The 15,941-nt window shown below is 68.2% G+C and carries 14 protein-coding genes; 6 read left to right on the plus strand and 8 right to left on the minus strand.

Annotation, left to right across the window (positions count from 1 at the left end; genetic code table 11):
- The first annotated feature begins 42 nt into the window (after positions 1-42).
- Entirely contained in the window at positions 43-657 is a 615-nt protein-coding gene (def, locus tag G5C66_RS10835; protein ID WP_165110977.1) for a peptide deformylase, read from the plus strand.
- A 7-nt stretch (positions 658-664) separates the two neighbouring features.
- Here def and lhgO read toward each other — a convergent pair whose 3' ends face one another.
- Together lhgO and G5C66_RS10845 are read right to left on the minus strand one after the other, a co-directional pair.
- The gene (gene lhgO / locus G5C66_RS10840; protein WP_165110978.1) at positions 665-1,849 is read right to left on the minus strand and encodes an L-2-hydroxyglutarate oxidase; all 1,185 of its coding nucleotides are present in this window, start codon (positions 1,847-1,849) and stop codon (positions 665-667) included.
- A 57-nt stretch (positions 1,850-1,906) separates the two neighbouring features.
- Complete coding sequence (locus G5C66_RS10845) at positions 1,907-2,806, minus strand: patatin-like phospholipase family protein (RefSeq protein ID WP_165110979.1); 900 nt, start codon at positions 2,804-2,806, stop codon at positions 1,907-1,909.
- Positions 2,807-3,032: 226 nt separating this feature from the next.
- Here G5C66_RS10845 and G5C66_RS10850 point away from each other — a divergent pair, with 226 nt between their 5' ends.
- Positions 3,033-3,722: a Pr6Pr family membrane protein gene (locus G5C66_RS10850; RefSeq protein WP_165110980.1), complete on the plus strand. Its 690-nt coding sequence runs from the start codon at positions 3,033-3,035 to the stop codon at positions 3,720-3,722.
- Here the strand turns inward: G5C66_RS10850 and G5C66_RS26790 are convergent.
- Together G5C66_RS26790 and G5C66_RS10860 are read right to left on the minus strand one after the other, a co-directional pair.
- Positions 3,719-4,699: a GNAT family N-acetyltransferase gene (locus G5C66_RS26790; RefSeq protein ID WP_165110981.1), complete on the minus strand. Its 981-nt coding sequence runs from the start codon at positions 4,697-4,699 to the stop codon at positions 3,719-3,721. The genes G5C66_RS10850 and G5C66_RS26790 overlap by 4 nt on opposite strands.
- Positions 4,700-4,740: 41 nt before the next feature.
- Positions 4,741-5,784, minus strand: a complete 1,044-nt coding sequence (locus tag G5C66_RS10860; protein ID WP_338144141.1) for a LacI family DNA-binding transcriptional regulator — start codon at positions 5,782-5,784, stop codon at positions 4,741-4,743.
- A gap of 157 nt (positions 5,785-5,941) precedes the next feature.
- Between G5C66_RS10860 and G5C66_RS10865 the strand changes: the two genes are divergently transcribed.
- The 4 genes from G5C66_RS10865 to G5C66_RS10880 all read left to right on the plus strand — a co-directional run bounded on the left by G5C66_RS10865 (position 5,942) and on the right by G5C66_RS10880 (position 10,719).
- Positions 5,942-7,210 carry an extracellular solute-binding protein gene (locus tag G5C66_RS10865; protein ID WP_165110982.1) on the plus strand — a complete coding sequence of 423 codons (1,269 nt, stop codon included), beginning with the start codon at positions 5,942-5,944 and terminating at the stop codon, positions 7,208-7,210.
- 97 nt (positions 7,211-7,307) lie between these two features.
- Positions 7,308-8,231: a carbohydrate ABC transporter permease gene (locus tag G5C66_RS10870; RefSeq protein WP_241248430.1), complete on the plus strand. Its 924-nt coding sequence runs from the start codon at positions 7,308-7,310 to the stop codon at positions 8,229-8,231.
- Complete coding sequence (locus G5C66_RS10875; RefSeq protein WP_165110984.1) at positions 8,215-9,090, plus strand: sugar ABC transporter permease; 876 nt, start codon at positions 8,215-8,217, stop codon at positions 9,088-9,090. Before G5C66_RS10870 ends, G5C66_RS10875 begins: the two co-directional genes overlap by 17 nt.
- An 18-nt stretch (positions 9,091-9,108) precedes the next feature.
- The gene (locus tag G5C66_RS10880) at positions 9,109-10,719 is read left to right on the plus strand and encodes a glycoside hydrolase family 13 protein (RefSeq protein ID WP_165110985.1); all 1,611 of its coding nucleotides are present in this window, start codon (positions 9,109-9,111) and stop codon (positions 10,717-10,719) included.
- Positions 10,720-10,815: 96 nt separating this feature from the next.
- On the opposite strand, the gene G5C66_RS10885 is transcribed toward G5C66_RS10880, so the two are convergent.
- The 4 genes from G5C66_RS10885 to G5C66_RS10900 form a co-directional block, all read right to left on the minus strand.
- Complete coding sequence (locus G5C66_RS10885) at positions 10,816-12,840, minus strand: hypothetical protein (RefSeq protein ID WP_165110986.1); 2,025 nt, start codon at positions 12,838-12,840, stop codon at positions 10,816-10,818.
- On the minus strand, positions 12,837-14,036 hold the full coding sequence (locus G5C66_RS10890) for a 5'-methylthioadenosine/S-adenosylhomocysteine nucleosidase family protein (protein WP_165110987.1): 1,200 nt from the start codon (positions 14,034-14,036) through the stop codon (positions 12,837-12,839). The genes G5C66_RS10885 and G5C66_RS10890 overlap by 4 nt, the downstream gene beginning before the upstream one ends.
- 45 nt (positions 14,037-14,081) lie before the next feature.
- Entirely contained in the window at positions 14,082-14,798 is a 717-nt protein-coding gene (locus G5C66_RS10895) for an NUDIX hydrolase (RefSeq protein ID WP_165110988.1), read from the minus strand.
- Positions 14,799-15,084: 286 nt separating this feature from the next.
- Complete coding sequence (locus tag G5C66_RS10900) at positions 15,085-15,888, minus strand: TrmH family RNA methyltransferase (protein ID WP_165110989.1); 804 nt, start codon at positions 15,886-15,888, stop codon at positions 15,085-15,087.
- Positions 15,889-15,941 lie beyond the last annotated feature (53 nt).

Below are 15,941 nucleotides of genomic sequence, written 5' to 3' on the forward strand. Positions count from 1 at the left end.
GGCGGTAACAAACGACGAACGAGTTCTTTATAGGGTTGGCACATGGCCGACTCCTCGCTCGAATCCGCTGCCCCGCTCGCGCCCCACGGCGCCCTGCCCGAGGGTGGGAGGGTGCGGCCGATCACGCGCTGGGGCACGCCCGTCATGCACCGGCCGAAGAAGCAGGTCGAGGTCTTCGATGCCGCGCTGACCGAGCTCGCCGCCGACATGGTGGCGACGATGTACGCCGCCGAGGGTGTGGGCCTGGCCGCCGACCAGATCGGCGAGGACGCCGCGATCTTCGTCTTCGACTGCCCGGACGCGACCGGGCGGCGCACGGTCGGCGTCGTCTGCAACCCCGTCCTGACCCTCCCCGAGGGCGACGACCGTCGCCTCGACGTCGACCTGGAGGGCTGCCTCTCCTTCCCCGGCGCCTTCGTCGACTGCGGCCGTCCCGACTGGGCCGCGGTCGACGGCCTCGGCCTCGACGGCGAGCCGGTCCACTTCGAGGGCAACGGGCTGCTCGCCCGCTGCCTGCAGCACGAGACCGACCACACCAACGGCACGGTCTTCGGCGACCGCATCTCCGCGAAGGCCCGCAAGAAGCTCACCAAGGAGCACGACCGCGTGGCCAAGGACTACCCGGCCGACTGGCCCACCGGCGAGCAGGTCGACTGAGCCGAGGCTAGGACATCCGGTCCACGACGTACTCGGCGATCGCCAGGCTCGAGGTCGCGGCCGGGCTCGGCGCGTTGCGCACCGAGGTGATGCCGTCGCCGTGGTGGATGACGAAGTCGTCCACCAGCGAGCCGTCGCGCTCGACGGCCTGCGCCCGCAGCCCGAGGCCGGCACGCTCGACGTCGGCGGCGCCGATGTCGGGCACGTAGCGCTGAGCCTCACGCATGTAGGCCTGCTTGGACAGTACGCCGCGAAGCTCCGTGACACCGGTGCGCCAGTGCTCGGCGGCGAACCGCCAGAACCCCGGCCACGCCAGCGTGTCGACGACGTCGCGCGGGGTCACCGCGATCCGGCCATAGCCGCGGCGGCTGAGGGCCAGGAAGGCGTTCGGGCCGACCTCGAGGCCACCGCTCACCCGCCGGGTGAAGTGGACGCCGAGGAAGGGGTAGCGCGGATCGGGGACGGGGTAGACCATGCCTCGGACGAGATCCTGCTTCGCGGCGCTGACCTGCATGTACTCGCCGCGGAACGGGACGATCCGGGGCGCCTTCGGGCCGCCGGTCAGCTCGCCGAGCCGGTCGGACTCCAGTCCGCCGCAGACGACGAGGTGGTCGACCCGGGTCCGTCCGGCGGGCGTCTCCACCTCGATGCCGCCGGTGACGCGGTGGACGCCGGTCACCTCCTCGCCGAGGCGTACCTCTCCCCCGGACTCGGTGACTTCCCGGCCGAGCGCCTCGGCCACCGCGACGTAGTCGGTGATCGCCGTCCGCGGGGAGTGCAGGGCGGCCAGCCCCGCTGCGTACGGCTCGATCTCCTTCATCTCCTCGGGGCCGACCCGCCTCAGCCCCGGAACGCCGTTCTCCGTGGCCGTCTTCTCGAGCGTGTCGAAGCGGCCCATCTCGTTCTCGCCGACCGCGACGACGAGCTTGCCGCACTCCTCGAACGGGATCCCGTGCTCGGCCGCGAAGTCCCTGAGCAGGTCACGGCCGCGGGTGCAGAGCCGCGCCTTGAGACTGCCCGGCTTGTAGTAGATGCCGGCATGGACCACGCCGGAGTTGTGGCCGGTCTGATGCGCGCCGAGTGCGCTCTCCTTCTCGAAGACGATCACCGTCTCGGCACGGCGGCGGCGCAGGATCTCCCGCGCCACCGCCAGCCCGACGATCCCGCCGCCGACGACTCCGGTCGTGGTCAAACCAGTCTCTCCTGACCTGTGGTTCCCTGTCACAGGGAACCTACGCCGCGAGTGCGCTCATCGGCTCCAGAACTCTGCGATCTTCTCAGCAGCACGCAGACCCTGGCGACGACCGGCCCTGGCCGCGGGCGGCCGGGTCGACGGGCTCATCATGTTGCCGCCGAACGCCTCCAGCGAGGCTTCGTCGGGGAGGACGGTCTCGACGACGCTGCCGCCGTCGCGGAGCTCGTCGACCTGCGCGGCGAGCTCGCTGCGCCACGCGGCCGGGTGCCGTGTCCGCCCGCCCAGGGGCGAGAGCACGAGCACCCGCCCGCACCCCGCCGCCAGGTCAGCGTTCTCGCTCGAGCGGCGGTAGCCGCCGTCGATGTAGCGGCGGTCGCCGATGACGTACGCCGGGCCGCCGGCGCAGCTGGCGGCGACCGCGTCGACCAGGTCGACGCCGCTGTCCCGGTCGAGCTCGACGGGCTCGCCGGTGTCGGCGTCGACCGTGGTGAGGAGGACCGTTCGCTCCGGCCAGCGCGCGCTCGGCAGCCGGGCGGCGACGGTCTCCCGCCACTGCTGCTGCCCGGCGGGACCCGACGCCGTGGCCAGCTCGATCGCGTACGCCCCAGCCCGGCGCCGCATGTCGGCCAGGTCCGCCGATGCCGCGATGATGGCGTTGGTCCGTTCGAGGTGGGTCGAGGTGATGGGACCGGGTCCCCGCCGACCCGCCGACGACGAGGGCGTCGGCGCCTCGAGGATGGCGGCGAGCAGGTCGGCCGGGCTCGCGCCGCCGAGCTGTGCGGCGGCGGTCGCGCCGGCGGAGGTGCCGACGACCAGATCGGCCTCGGTCACGTCCAGGCCGCCCTCGTGCAGACCGGCGACGACGCCGATCAGCCAGGCGTTGCCGGCCGATCCGCCGCCGCCGAGGACCAGTGCGCGCTCGCGGCCGGTGGGGATGCGTGGTGTGGTGTTCATGGGAGTCGCCTCTCGGAAGGTTCCGCAGGCGCTCCCGATGGCTCGGCCCGGTGTCCGGCTCAGCCGCGCGATCGTGGGTGGCGGGGAGCGCCCGCTGATGACGTTGCGTACACGGGTCTCACCTCCTGGCGTCGGATCACGATCGGGACGAAGCTAGCACGGGGCACGACGGGGTTCAGCTCGAATTCCCGCCACCATCGGCGCGTCGCGGCTTTACGGTGAGTTCGTGACGAAGACCTGGTCGATCCTGCGCCTGGCGATGGCCGCGCTCATCCTCGCGGCGATCGTGGCCGAGTTCCGCAACGCCCTGCGTACGGTGCCTGCCGAAGGCTCCAGCACGGCGACGGTCCTGGTGAACTTCTTCAGCTACTTCACGATCGAGTCGAATCTCTTCGCCGTGGTCGCGCTCGCGGCCGGCGCGGTCTGGGCGCTGACCCGGACCGGTCCGGAGCCGGTCTGGATCGCCGTGCTGCTCGCCGCGGCCACGACGTTCATGACCATCACCGGGGTCGTCTACAACCTGCTGCTGCGCGGGATCGCGCTCGCCACGACGCCGTGGGCCAACGAGGTGCTGCACCTCATCGGGCCGGTCTTCCTGATCGTCGACCTGCTCTTCGCTCCCCCACGGCGCCGGCTGCCGTGGCGCACGATCGCGGTCGTCATCGCGTGGCCGATCCTGTGGGTGGTCTACACGCTGCTGCGCGGCGAGCACGTCGTCGCCCCGCTCACCGGGGAGGGCTGGTGGTATCCCTATCCGTTCCTCAACCCGCACGTCCAGGACGGCTACCTCGTCGTCGCCTTCTACGTCGCCGGCATCGCCGTGTCCTTCACGCTGGTCGCCTGGGGTGTCGTCAGCATCGGCCGCCGCCGCGACCTCGCCCCGGTGGTCCCCTCGACCACGGAAGCCACCTCCTAGAGGTTGCGGATCATCCAGCGCTCGGGCGCGGGCAGCGGCTCCCAGCCGTACTTCGCGTAGAGCTCGTGGGCGTCCTCGGTGGCCAGCAGGGTCCGGCTGATCCGGTAGGGCTCGAGGTCGCCGAGGACGCCCTCGATCAGCATCTTGCCGATCCCCTGGCCGCGTACGCCCGGGTCGACGATCACGTCGCACAGCCAGGCGAAGGCCGCGAAGTCGCTGACCACGCGGGCGAAGGCGACCTGGTTGCCGGCAGCGTCGTAGACGCCGTAGCAGCGCGACCCCTTGTTGGCCGCGTCCTGCACCTCTCGGGTCCGGTCTCCCGCCCAGTAGGACCGCCGCAGCATGCGGTGCACCCAGTCGGGATCGATCCGGCTCTGCTCCGCCGAGAAGGAGTACGCCGCAGGCTCCCCGGCCACCGCCGGCTCAGCGGTCAGCAGGCCGAGCAGATCGTCCGGCTCGGTCTCGGGAGCCGGGATCAGGGCCGGAGCGGCGACAGCGGCAGCGACCGGGGCGGCACCCGCGAACCCCGGCCCGGGGTCAGGCACACGTCCGGCCTGGAAAGCCAGCGCGGCGCCGTTCGCGAGCCGGTCGGCGGCCTCGTTGAGCGGGTGGCCGGAGTGGCCCTTGATCCACTCGAACCGTACGTCGCGGCCCTGCATCGCCGCGTCGAGCTCCTTCATGATCTCGACGTTGAGGACCGGCTTGCCGTCGGCCTTCTTCCAGCCCTTGCGCTTCCAGCCGACCATCCACTTGGTGATCGAGTTGATGACGTACTTCGAGTCGCAGTAGATGAGCAGGGGCTCGCCGGTGTGCGCCGTCTGCTGCAGCAGGTCGAGGACGGCGGTCAGCTCGCCCTGGTTGTTGGTCCCGTGGGGCCAACCGCCGCACGCCCAGGTGGACTCGTCCACATACCAACCCCAGCCCGCGGGCCCTGGGTTTCCGAGCGCCGAACCGTCAGCAGCAGCCACAATCGTCACGCGCCCATCCTGCCAGCCGCGCGTCGGCGGTCAGCGGCAGGTCAGGGGTTGACGCGCGGGCCCGACGCGGTGGAGCCGCGGACGACGAGCTCGGGGTGGAAGACGAACTCCGAGTGAGGGGTGCCGGTGCCGGCGATCTCGTCGAGGATCGCCCGCACGGCGGCCTGGCCCATCGCCTGGACCGGCTTGCGGACGGTGGTCAGCGGCGGGTCGGTGAAGGCGATGAGCTGGGAGTCGTCGTAGCCGACGATGGAGACGTCCTCGGGCACCTGCAGCCCACGCGAGCGGGCGGCGCGGATGGCGCCCAGCGCCATCATGTCGCTGGCACAGACGATCGCGGTGAAGCCCTCGTCGAGGAGCGCCGAGGCCGCCGCCTGGCCGCCCTCGAGGGTGAACAGCGAGTCGCGGATGTGGCCCTTCTCCACCTCAGCGGCGCTCAGGCCGAAGCGGTCGACCATGGTCGCCACGAAGCCCTCGATCTTGCGCTGGACCGGGACGAAGCGGCGGGGCCCGACGGCCAGGCCGATCTTCGAGTGCCCCAGCGTGGCGAGGTGGGTGACCGCCAGCTGCATCGCCTCGCGGTCGTCGGGCGAGATGAACGGCGCCTTGATGTCGGGGCTGAACCCGTCGAGGAGGACGTACGGCACGCCCTGGGCGCGGAGCTTCTCGTAGCGGGTCATGTCGGCGGTGGTGTCCGCGTGCAGACCGGAGACGAAGATGATCCCGGTGACGCCGCGGTCGACCAGCATCTCGGTGAGCTCGTCCTCGGTGGAGCCGCCGGGTGTCTGGGTGGCGAGCACGGGCGTGTAGCCCTGCCGGGTCAGGCCCTGTGCGATCACCTGCGCGAGCGCTGGGAAGATCGGGTTGTCGAGCTCAGGCGTGATCAGCCCGACCAGTCCCTCGCTGCGCTGGCGCAGCTTCACCGGACGCTCGTAGCCATGGACGTCGATCGCCGCCAGCACCGCCTCGCGCGTCGCCGCAGCCACCCCCGGCTTGCCGTTGAGGACGCGACTGACCGTCGCCTCGCTGACGCCCGCATGGGCCGCGATGTCAGCTAGTCGGGCGGAGGCTGGTGTTATGGGCACCGTCACATCATGCCCTCTCCCCACAGGCCCTGCAAGAACTTTCAGCAAGTTTGCAATTTTTGCTGAAAGGCTCTTACATTCTGCCCCGACGCGGGGTTACCTTCGTCACACCACCGGGCGGCTTCCTCGCCCGGGCCCCATATTCGAAGGAGAACTCATGCGACGTGGCATCGTGGCCACCGCAGTGGCGGCATCGCTCGCACTCGCGGCAACGGCATGTGGCGGTAGCAGCGGCGACAGCATCGACGGCCCGGTCACCATCACCTGGTGGGACACCTCGAACGCGACCAATGAGGCCCCGACGTACAAGGCCCTCGTCAAGGAGTTCGAGAAGGACAACCCGGACATCAAGGTCAAGTACGTCAACGTGCCCTTCGACCAGGCACAGAACAAGTTCGACACCGCGGCCGGCGCCAGCGGTGCCCCCGACGTGCTCCGTGCCGAGGTCGGCTGGACCCCCGCGTTCGCACAGAAGGGCTACCTGGCTCCCCTCGACGACACCGAGGCTCTGGAGGAGAAGGACGCCTTCCAGCCGAACCTGATCAAGCAGGCCGAGTTCGACGGCAAGACCTACGGCGTGCCGTTCGTCACCGACACCCTCGCGCTGGTCTACAACAAGGCGCTCTTCGAGAAGGCCGGCATCACCGAGCCGCCGGCGACCTGGGACGACCTGAAGACCGCCGCCGCGACGATCAAGGACAAGACCGGCGTCGACGGCTACTGGGGATCGACCTCGGGCTACTACGCCACCCCGTTCCTCTACGGCGAGGGCACCAACATGGTCGACGCCGAGGGGAAGAAGATCACGATCACCACCCCCGAGACGAAGAAGGCCATGACCACCTGGCAGGGCCTCTTCGACGGCAAGGGCCTGCACAAGGCCGACACCACCGCCGACGCGTACGCCCACATCCAGGACGCGTTCGTCAACGGCAAGGTCGCCGCGATCATCCAGGGTCCGTGGGAGATCACGAACTTCTACAAGGGCTCGGCCTTCAAGGACAAGGCCAACCTCGGCATCACGACCGTCCCGGCCGGCTCGACCGGCGAGGCGGGCGCCCCGACCGGCGGTCACAACCTGTCGATCTACGCCGGCTCCGACGAGGCGCACCAGGAGGCCTCAGCGAAGTTCGTGAAGTTCATGACCTCCGCGGAGAGCCAGGAGCAGATCGCGCTGAAGAACTCCACGCTCCCGACCCGCGACGACGCCTACACCGACAAGGTCAAGGCCGACCCGGGCATCGCCGGCTTCCAGACGGTGCTCCCCGCCGCCCAGCCGCGACCCGAGCTGCCCGAGTACTCCTCGCTGTGGGGTCCGATGGACCAGGAGCTCCCGAAGATCGCCTCCGGCGCCGAGAGCCTCGACAAGGGCCTGGCCACGCTGGAGACGGCCTTCGCCGACCTGCTGCCCGAGTTCAGCAAGTGACCTGGGAAGACCGCGTCATCCGATGACTCTGACAGCACCAGCGCCCGCCGCCGAGACCCCGCGGTCCCGGCGGCGGGCGCCCCGCCCCGTCCAGCGCATGCGAGACACCTACCGGCGCTACTGGTACGCCTACGCGATGGTCGCGCCCGTCGTGATCGTCCTCGGCGTCCTGGTCGGCTACCCGCTCGCACGCGGCTTCTACCTGACCCTGACCGACGCCAACAGCCTCAACTCGGCACGCACCATCGGCGTCAACACGATCGATGCGACGTACAAGTTCATCGGTCTGGACAACTACGCCGAGATCCTGTGGGGCCCGGCGGCGTACGACCGGTTCTGGTCCCACTTCGTGTGGACCATCGTCTGGACCGTCACCTGTGTCGTCCTGCACTACGTGATCGGCCTCGGGCTGGCGATGCTCCTCAACCAGCGACTGCGGGGGCGGGTGGCTTACCGCCTGCTGCTGATCCTGCCCTGGGCGGTGCCGACGTTCGTCACCGTCTTCGCCTGGCGGATCATGCTGGCCGACGCGGGCGTCATCAACTCGATGCTCGACACCATCGGTCTCGCCTCGCCGAGCTGGCTGGAGGACCCGACCTGGCAGCGTACGGCCGCGATCATGGTCAACACCTGGTGCGGGGTCCCGTTCATGATGCTCTCCCTGCTGGGCGGGCTGCAGTCGATCGACGAGAACCTCTACGAGGCCGCCGAGATCGACGGCGCCAGCGCCTGGCAGCGGTTCCGGCACGTCACCCTTCCGGGGCTGTCCTCGGTGAGCTCGACCGTCGTCCTGCTCGGGGTGATCTGGACCTTCAACCAGTTCGCGATCATCTTCCTGCTCTTCGGCAACACCGCGCCGGACGCGCAGATCCTGGTCACCTGGGCCTACCGGCTCGGCTTCGGGCAGCAGCCTCGCGACTTCGCGATGTCCGCGGCGTACGGCGTCCTGCTGCTCGCGATCCTGATCGTCTTCACGTCCTTCTACTACCGGTGGTTGAAACGCAATGACCAGCTCGCCTAGCACCCACGCGCCCCGCAAGCAGCGCCGCCGCGGCGACCTCGGCCCGGTCGGCCAGGCGGGCACCCACGTGACGCTCGCGGTGGCGTCGCTGATCGCACTGTTCCCGATCGTCTGGCTCGTCTACCTGTCCCTGGGACCCGACAAGGACGACTACCTCCACCCCGGCGGCATCTTCGCGAAGGCGACGCTGGACAACTACTCGTTCGTGCTGACCAACACCGAGTTCTTCAACTGGCTGTGGTCGACACTGGTGGTCGCCGGCGGGACGACCCTGTTCGGGGTGATGTCGGCGGCGACGACCGGCTACGCCGTCTCCCGGATGCGGTTCCCCGGCCACCGGTCGCTGATGTGGGTGCTGCTGCTGACGCAGGCGTTCCCGATCGCGGTGCTGATCGTGCCGATGTACGAGATCTTCTCCCAGCTGCGCCTGGTCGACTCCCACCTCGGCCTGATCCTGGTCAACTGCACCACGATCGTCCCCTACTGCTCGTGGCTGCTGAAGGGCTACTTCGACACGATCCCGGTCGAGCTCGACGAGGCCGGCATGATCGACGGGCTCACCCCGTTCGGTACGTTCTGGCGGCTCATCCTGCCGCTGGCCCGGCCGGGTCTCGCGGTGGCCGCGTTCTACGCCTTCATCACCGCCTTCGCCGAGGTCGCGTTCGCCTCGACGTTCCTGCTCGACGACTCGAAGTACACCTTCGCGGTCGGCCTGCAGAGCTTCATCAGCGAGCACGACGCCCAGTGGAACCTGATGGCCGCCACCGCGGTCCTCATCGCCATCCCGGTCACCATCTTCTTCTACCTCGTCCAACGACACGTCGTCACCGGTCTGACCGCCGGCGGCGTCAAGGGCTGAAAGGTTCTGGTCTCTCTCATGAACTCCGAATGGTGGCGTGACGCCGTCATCTACCAGGTCTACCCGCGCAGCTTCGCCGACAGCGACGGCGACGGCACCGGCGACCTTCCCGGGATTCGGTCACGGCTCCCCTACCTCCGCGCGCTCGGGGTCGACGCCGTCTGGCTGAGCCCGTTCTACGCCTCGCCGCAGGCCGACGGGGGCTACGACGTCTCCGACTACCGGGCGGTCGACCCGCGCTACGGCACGCTGGACGACGCTCGCGCTCTGATCTCCTCGGCGCACGAGATCGGGCTGAAGATCATCGCCGACATCGTCCCCAACCACTCCTCCGACCAGCACGAGTGGTTCCAGCAGGCACTGGCGGAGGGTCCCGGGTCGCCGATGCGGTCCCGCTACCACTTCCTGCCCGGCCGCGGGCCGGACGGCTCGGAGCCGCCGAATGACTGGGACTCGATCTTCGGTGGCCCGGCGTGGACCCGGGTGCCCGACGGCGAGTGGTACCTGCACCTCTTCGCGCCCGAGCAGCCCGACTTCAACTGGAACTCGCCCGAGGTGGCTGCGGAGTTCCTGGACATCCTGCGGTTCTGGCTGGACCTCGGCATCGACGGCTTCCGGATCGACGTCGCCCACGGCCTGGTCAAGGCCGAGGGCCTACCCTCCATCGGGCACTCGGACCAGCTCCACCTGCTCGGCAACGACGTGATGCCCTTCTTCGACCAGGACGGCGTCCACGAGATCTACCGCACCTGGCGTCGGGTGCTGGCGGACTATCCCGGCCGGATCTTCGTCGCCGAGGCGTGGACGCCGACCGTGGCACGGTCGGCCAACTACGTACGCCCCGACGAGCTGCACCAGGCCTTCAACTTCGAGTACCTCGACACCGCCTGGGACGCCGCCGCGCTGCGCAAGGTCATCGACAGCTCCCTGGACGCGATGCGTCCGGTCGGAGCCCCGGCGACCTGGGTGCTGTCCAACCACGACGTCACCCGGCACGCCACCCGGTTCGCCAACCCTCCGGGGTCGGGGACCCAGATCCGCACGCCTGGTGACCGCGCGCTCGGGCTCCGCCGGGCTCGCGCGGCGACGCTGCTCATGCTCGCGCTCCCTGGATCGGCGTACGTCTACCAGGGCGAGGAGCTCGGGCTTCCCGACGTCACCGACCTGCCCGACGAGGTCCGCCAGGACCCGTCCTTCCACCGCGCCAACGGCCAGGACGGCTTCCGCGACGGCTGCCGTGTCCCGCTGCCGTGGACCCGAACCGGTTCGTCCTACGGCTTCGGTGACGGTGGCTCCTGGCTCCCGCAGCCCGACTCGTGGGGCGAGCTCAGCGTCGAGGCCCAGACCGGCGTCGAGGGCTCGACCCTCGAGCTCTACCGCTCGGCGCTGAAGATCCGTCGCGAGACCTCCGGCCTCGGCGCCGGCGACGCGGTCACGTGGCACGACGAAGCCCCCGCCGGGGTCCTCTGGTTCGAGCGCTCCGGTTTCGCGTGCACCGTCAACACCACCAAGGAGCCCGTACGCATCGCAGCACCGGGTGACGTACGCCTCTCCTCCTCGGGCCCCGTGCCCGTCACCGACGGCTCCGCCGACCTCCCCGGCGACACGACCGTCTGGTGGCAGATCTAGCCGAGAAGTCACCCCCGTCGGCCGAGGCGTCAGCAAGGCTGATCGAGTGGTCACTCGCGTGACCACTCGATCAGCGTCCGCGACACTTCGACGGCGCTAGGCTCGGGCGTGGCGCTCGATCCACCCCTTCCCGTCGGCCCCGATGCCCTCGAGCATGCGGAGGGCATGGTCGAACCCCGTGGCATCAAGGTTGAGCTTGACGCTCTTGAGTACTTCGGGATCCGGCTCCTCCGCCTCGGCGAACTCGTCTTCCCCGAAGGGTCCCTCGGGCGTCCCTCCCTCACTGCGTTTGGGAGGCGCCGCACCTTCGGTGACTCGAACGATCCTGGGATCGCCGTTGTTGAGCATCACCGCGAGCACGCGACCGCCACCAACCTCCTCGGTGACTTTGACCGAGGTGATGTTGTCGAGCTGGAAGTTCTCGCGAGACTCCTCCCCGAAGTTGCCGGTCTTGAAGTCGAGGTCGGCAGTCACTTCCCGCAATCCGTCGACCGTGACCAGATAGATTCGGAGCTGGTACTTCGAATAACGCCACGGACCACCGCTCACACATCGACGCGACCAGCCCTTCCCCGGCTGCCGAAGCACGGCGTGAGAGATGATGTCGGAGCGTTTCCAGTTCCCTTCACGGAGCACCTTTCCGATCAGTACCGTAATGTCGCTGAGCAGCCAGGTCTCCATCTCACGCTCGCTCGGAAACCGGTCCCTCACCTTCTGGGACCAGCGGTCGAACTCCTGCATTCGCCGTTCCTTGAGCGCCTCCGCCTCATAGTCATCGTCCTGCGAACTTCGCCATGCGCGATAGAGGCGATAGCCGACTGCGACCGCGACGCTGCCGGTCACCGCAGACACCACGAGCACGAGTTGGGCTCCCAGCGTGCTGGCGCGAAAGAGCATGACCCCGGCGCAAACAGCAGCGGCGAGGAAGCCGACAAACCGTAGTGCCACTCGCCATTCCACCCGATGAGCAACGCCATACGCGTGGAACGTGCCGGCGTCGAAGCTCTTCTTGGCCTCGATGGCGTGATACCGCAACAACCAGTTGATTCTGTCGACAGGCGTTCGCTGTTCTCGGTAGGTCTCCGCGAGTTCCGCACAGAGGGCTTTCCTGATCCCGGCCGTCGAACCCAGCCACTCATCCACGGACAGCTCTACGGGCCGATATTTGGCGAAGTAGAACCTGACCGAGGTCCGCAGCTTCCCGACGAAGCCCTTGTCATCACCTGAAGATTCATCGGAGAGTCCCGTACCCTCCTGGCGCTCCTCGTCGAGAGTCGCCCGATCTGTGCGATAGCGCCACTGGAACGCATCCCGGCCAACAGCCGCGCTAGCGAGGAGGAGCACCGCAAGGGCAACGATCGCGATGACGCTTCCGCTCACCAGGGTGAGCCAGCACAGAGCCAGCGACGCACAGATGAACACTCCGATACCGGTTACCTCTGCCGGATTGCTCCCTGGGGCGCCATACCCCGGGAGAGGCGCACCCTTGCGTGGCTTGGCCGGAATCGGCTCGAAGTAGTAGCGCGCCCGGCCTTTCCGATCATTCGCAAACCGAGCGTCCTGCGCGCGCTCGAGCGTTCGGTCCCAGAGCCGCTGCTGAGCCACACCTCCGAGAACCTCGTCAAGGTGACGGGTGATCTTGTCATACAAGTCGGGATCGAGCGCTAAGATCTTCTCCTCGATCTCGCGCGTATCGACCTCCGAGTCGCCGAGCAGATGGTGGATCAACATACCCAGAGCCTCCAGGGCTCGAGCGTAACGATCCTCCTCCGGATAGAACGGCCATGTCGCAGGCGCCTTCTCCAGTCGGTCGCGCTCGCTGGACCCGAGGTCACGAAATGAGCGTTTGCTGAACATTGCCAAGACCCAGTGGAAGTGTGCCTCCGCGGGTTCATAACCGCGGAGGATCGCCTTTCTGATCAGCGCCTCGGCCTCCCGCGGGGAGCCCGCGCCGAGGTATCGCTTGCCGATCTCGAATTGCCGTTGAGCCGTGTCGTCGCTGTCCGAGGAGAAGTAGTTGTTCTGGATGATCTCCTGCGCCTGGTTCTCCACATAGCTGCCGGGCTCAGCGTTGTTCTGCGTCGCTCGAAACCAGGCCTCTCCAGGCTCATTCCCGTTCACAGCAACCCTTTGACGTGGTTGACCGCCTCTGCGGCCTTGGCGGCAATTGCCGTCACATCGGAGACGGCAGCGCTGAACATCTTGAGTGGCAGCAGCATCTTGGACCGACTGCCCTGGCCGTCCTGAGCCGCCATCGACTCCGCAGCCTCGAGTTGGCGGTGCGCCGCCTCGTAGGTGTCGCCATCGACATCACCCGCCTGGTGGTGATGCTCGAGCAGCGTTCTCAGTTCGGCGAGGAGAGCGTCGGTGTCGGCACCGCCACCTCCGCCGCCAGGCGTCGACACGTTAACGGTTCCACCGGAGATAGTGGTGGCCTGCATTCCGACGGTGCCAGAGTTGGAGTTCGAGTTGAAGTTGAACGTGTTGCCACGGCCACCGAAACGTTCATGACCAGCGACGTCCTCAGACAGGTTCGACCTGCGGCCCACGTTGCTGGCTTTGTCGGGATCACCCTCGATCAGCTGCACAGCGAGCTCGATCGCGAACGCCGCCGCGTAACCGGCGGCAAGGGGCTGCCAGTGATCGTCGTTGGAGACCGTCTTGTCACCGTCCGCGCGGTCGCTGATGCCACGAACGACGGCGACCGGGAGATCATTGAGATGACCCGCCTCCGCGATACCAGCCCCTTCCATCTCGATTGCTGCGGCGTCGTTGTAGTGCTGTTTGACCCATCGTGCCTCGTAGGAGATACGTGACTTCTGCACGACCTCACCTGCTGCGACGGGACCGCACTTGACCGAGGGGACCCTGGACCCTGCGGCAAGTCGCTTGGCCCACTCGCCCTGCCGGATCGTTTCCCGCACGGCCTCGCTGACCCGGTGACCCAGCTTCCAGGACTCGGGTCTGGCTTTAAGCCCGTCATCTTCTCCGGCGGCGCTCTGGTAAGCGTAAATCTTCGACCCGACGACCACATCCCCCGGTTGGATCGAGTCCCGCAATGCACCGCCAACACCCGAGAAGAGCAGTGCCACCGGCTTGTAGTTGCTGATGGCACGCTCGGCCAGGATCGCGGCCGCTTTGTTGCCGGCCCCCGTCTGTCCGATCACAACACGACAGTTCGTTCCGCGTACGGTGCCAATCTCATAGCGGGTGCCCGACTCCAGACGCTCCGTCTCGAGGTCGGCGAGGTGCTCTCGCACGGCTTTGTATTCGATATCCAGGGCGGTCAGCACGACGGCTACCCGTGGCTCAGTCATGGTGTCTCCTTGGTGTGATTCGATCTGGTGTTGGGTGGCTTGGTGTCACCTGTTGGTTTCTGGACGCGTGATCGGCGGATGCAGCACGGTGGCTTGACCAGCGTGGAACAGGCGCGCAGGTCGGCCCTTGGTGACACGGCGCTCGGCGCCTGCCGACACGATGAAGCCGGGCACGCCTTGGACCTTGCGATAGAAGTTGCGTGGATCGAGCTCGACGCCCCATACCGCTTCATAGACGCGCTGAAGCTCGGCGATCGTGAAGGTCGGCGCACAGAAGGCCGTGGCCAGCGCGGTGTGCTCGAGCTTCGTACGCGCCCTTTCGATGGCATCGTCGAGGATCTCTCGATGATCGAAGGCGAGCGGCACCCGACCGGAGAGGACCTCGTCGATCGACGTCCACGCAGCTGCCGTCGCGTCGGTCCCAGCGACGGGCTCGGGCAGACCAGGTGCGATGGCCAGGTAGACCATCGACACGACACGTCCCCGCGGGTCGCGATCTGGCTTGCCGTAGAAGCCAAGCTGCTCGATGTGCAGCCCGGCTCCGTCTAGGTCGGTCTCTTCCTGGAGCTCACGCAGAGCCGCGTCATAGACGTCCTCGTCAACGCGCTTGAGAAACCCGCCCGGAAGCGCTCGAGATCCTCTGAACGGTTCGTTTCCGCGTTCGATCAACAGCACCTGGAAACTCGATCCGCGCAGCGTGAGGATCACTAGATCAACCGCCACCAGTACGGGCGGCCGCGGCCGTGGCTTCTTCTCCGGCAACAAGCATCACCTTCTTTTTGTCGATCTGACAATAAGAGGTTAGATCAAGCTCCGACGTCTGTGAAGCTTCTTTGAATTCGTGCCGGTGACCGGCACCGCAGACCTGTCCTTGGCACCAGTGCCGCACCGTCGGCGCAGCCACAACTGTCCGGTCGACACCGACCCACGACGTCGTTCGCCTGCGGACACTGACGAGATCTCCTCGCCCCTGCCACCGAGAAGTCGCCCCCGTCGGCCGAATCGGCACATCGGTGCCGGCTCGGCCGACGTAAGTGACGCCTCGGCGCTATCGGCGGGCGGTGACGTAGCAGGCGACGGCGGTGGCGGCGGCCACGTTGAGGGAGTCGATGCCGGCGGACATCGGGATGATGGCGCGGCGGTCGGCGGCCTGCTGCCAGCGCGGGGAGAGGCCGTGTCCCTCGGAGCCGAGGACGAGGGCGACCTTGTCGACACCCTCGACGGCCTTCTCGATGTCGACGGCGTCGTCGGCGAGGGTCAGGGCGACGGTGGTGAAGCCGGCGGCGGAGACGGTCGGGAGAGCTTCGTACCAGTCCGGCAGGCGGGTCCACGGCAGCGCGAAGACCGCGCCCATCGCGACCTTGATCGAGCGCCGGTAGAGCGGGTCGGCGCACCGCGGAGCGAGCAGCACGGCATCGAAGCCCAGCGCGGCACCCGACCGGAAGATCGCGCCGACGTTGGTGTGGTCGACGATGTCCTCCAGCACGAGGACCGATCGGGCCCCCGCCAGGACCGACTCGACCGACGGCAGCGGACGGCGCCTGATCGACGCCAGCGCCCCGCGGTGGACGTGGAAGCCGGTCACCTTCTCGGCGTCCCGCTCGCTCATCACGTAGCAGGGTACGTCCGTCGACTCGAGCACGTCGGCGAGCCCGTCGACCCACTTCGGCGCCATCAGGAACGAGCGCGGCTCGAACCCGGCGGTCACGGCGCGGCGTACGACCTTCTCCCCCTCGGCCAGGAACAGCCCCTCCGAGGACTCCAGCGACTTCCGCAGCTCCACGTCGCGCAGGTCACGGTAGTCGGCGAGCCGCGGGTCGGCGGGGTCGGAGATCTCGATCAGGTCAGCCATGAGGGCTCCAGCGTAGGTGCGGACCGGACTCCCCCACACATCCGTACATCTCC

It is taken from the genome of Nocardioides turkmenicus, assembly GCF_011045035.1.
Lineage (GTDB): Bacteria > Actinomycetota > Actinomycetes > Propionibacteriales > Nocardioidaceae > Nocardioides > Nocardioides turkmenicus.

What these genes read in the sequence shown, in the direction of transcription:
- G5C66_RS10870 (WP_241248430.1), top strand. Translation starts at nt 7,308, where the DNA reads ATGCGAGACACCTACCGGCGCTACTGGTACGCCTACGCGATGGTCGCG.
- G5C66_RS10865 (WP_165110982.1), top strand. Translation starts at nt 5,942, where the DNA reads ATGCGACGTGGCATCGTGGCCACCGCAGTGGCGGCATCGCTCGCACTC.
- G5C66_RS10890 (WP_165110987.1), bottom strand. Translation starts at nt 14,036, where the DNA reads ATGACTGAGCCACGGGTAGCCGTCGTGCTGACCGCCCTGGATATCGAA.
- G5C66_RS10880 (WP_165110985.1), top strand. Translation starts at nt 9,109, where the DNA reads ATGAACTCCGAATGGTGGCGTGACGCCGTCATCTACCAGGTCTACCCG.
- G5C66_RS10875 (WP_165110984.1), top strand. Translation starts at nt 8,215, where the DNA reads ATGACCAGCTCGCCTAGCACCCACGCGCCCCGCAAGCAGCGCCGCCGC.
- def (WP_165110977.1), top strand. Translation starts at nt 43, where the DNA reads ATGGCCGACTCCTCGCTCGAATCCGCTGCCCCGCTCGCGCCCCACGGC.
- G5C66_RS10900 (WP_165110989.1), bottom strand. Translation starts at nt 15,888, where the DNA reads ATGGCTGACCTGATCGAGATCTCCGACCCCGCCGACCCGCGGCTCGCC.
- G5C66_RS10845 (WP_165110979.1), bottom strand. Translation starts at nt 2,806, where the DNA reads ATGAACACCACACCACGCATCCCCACCGGCCGCGAGCGCGCACTGGTC.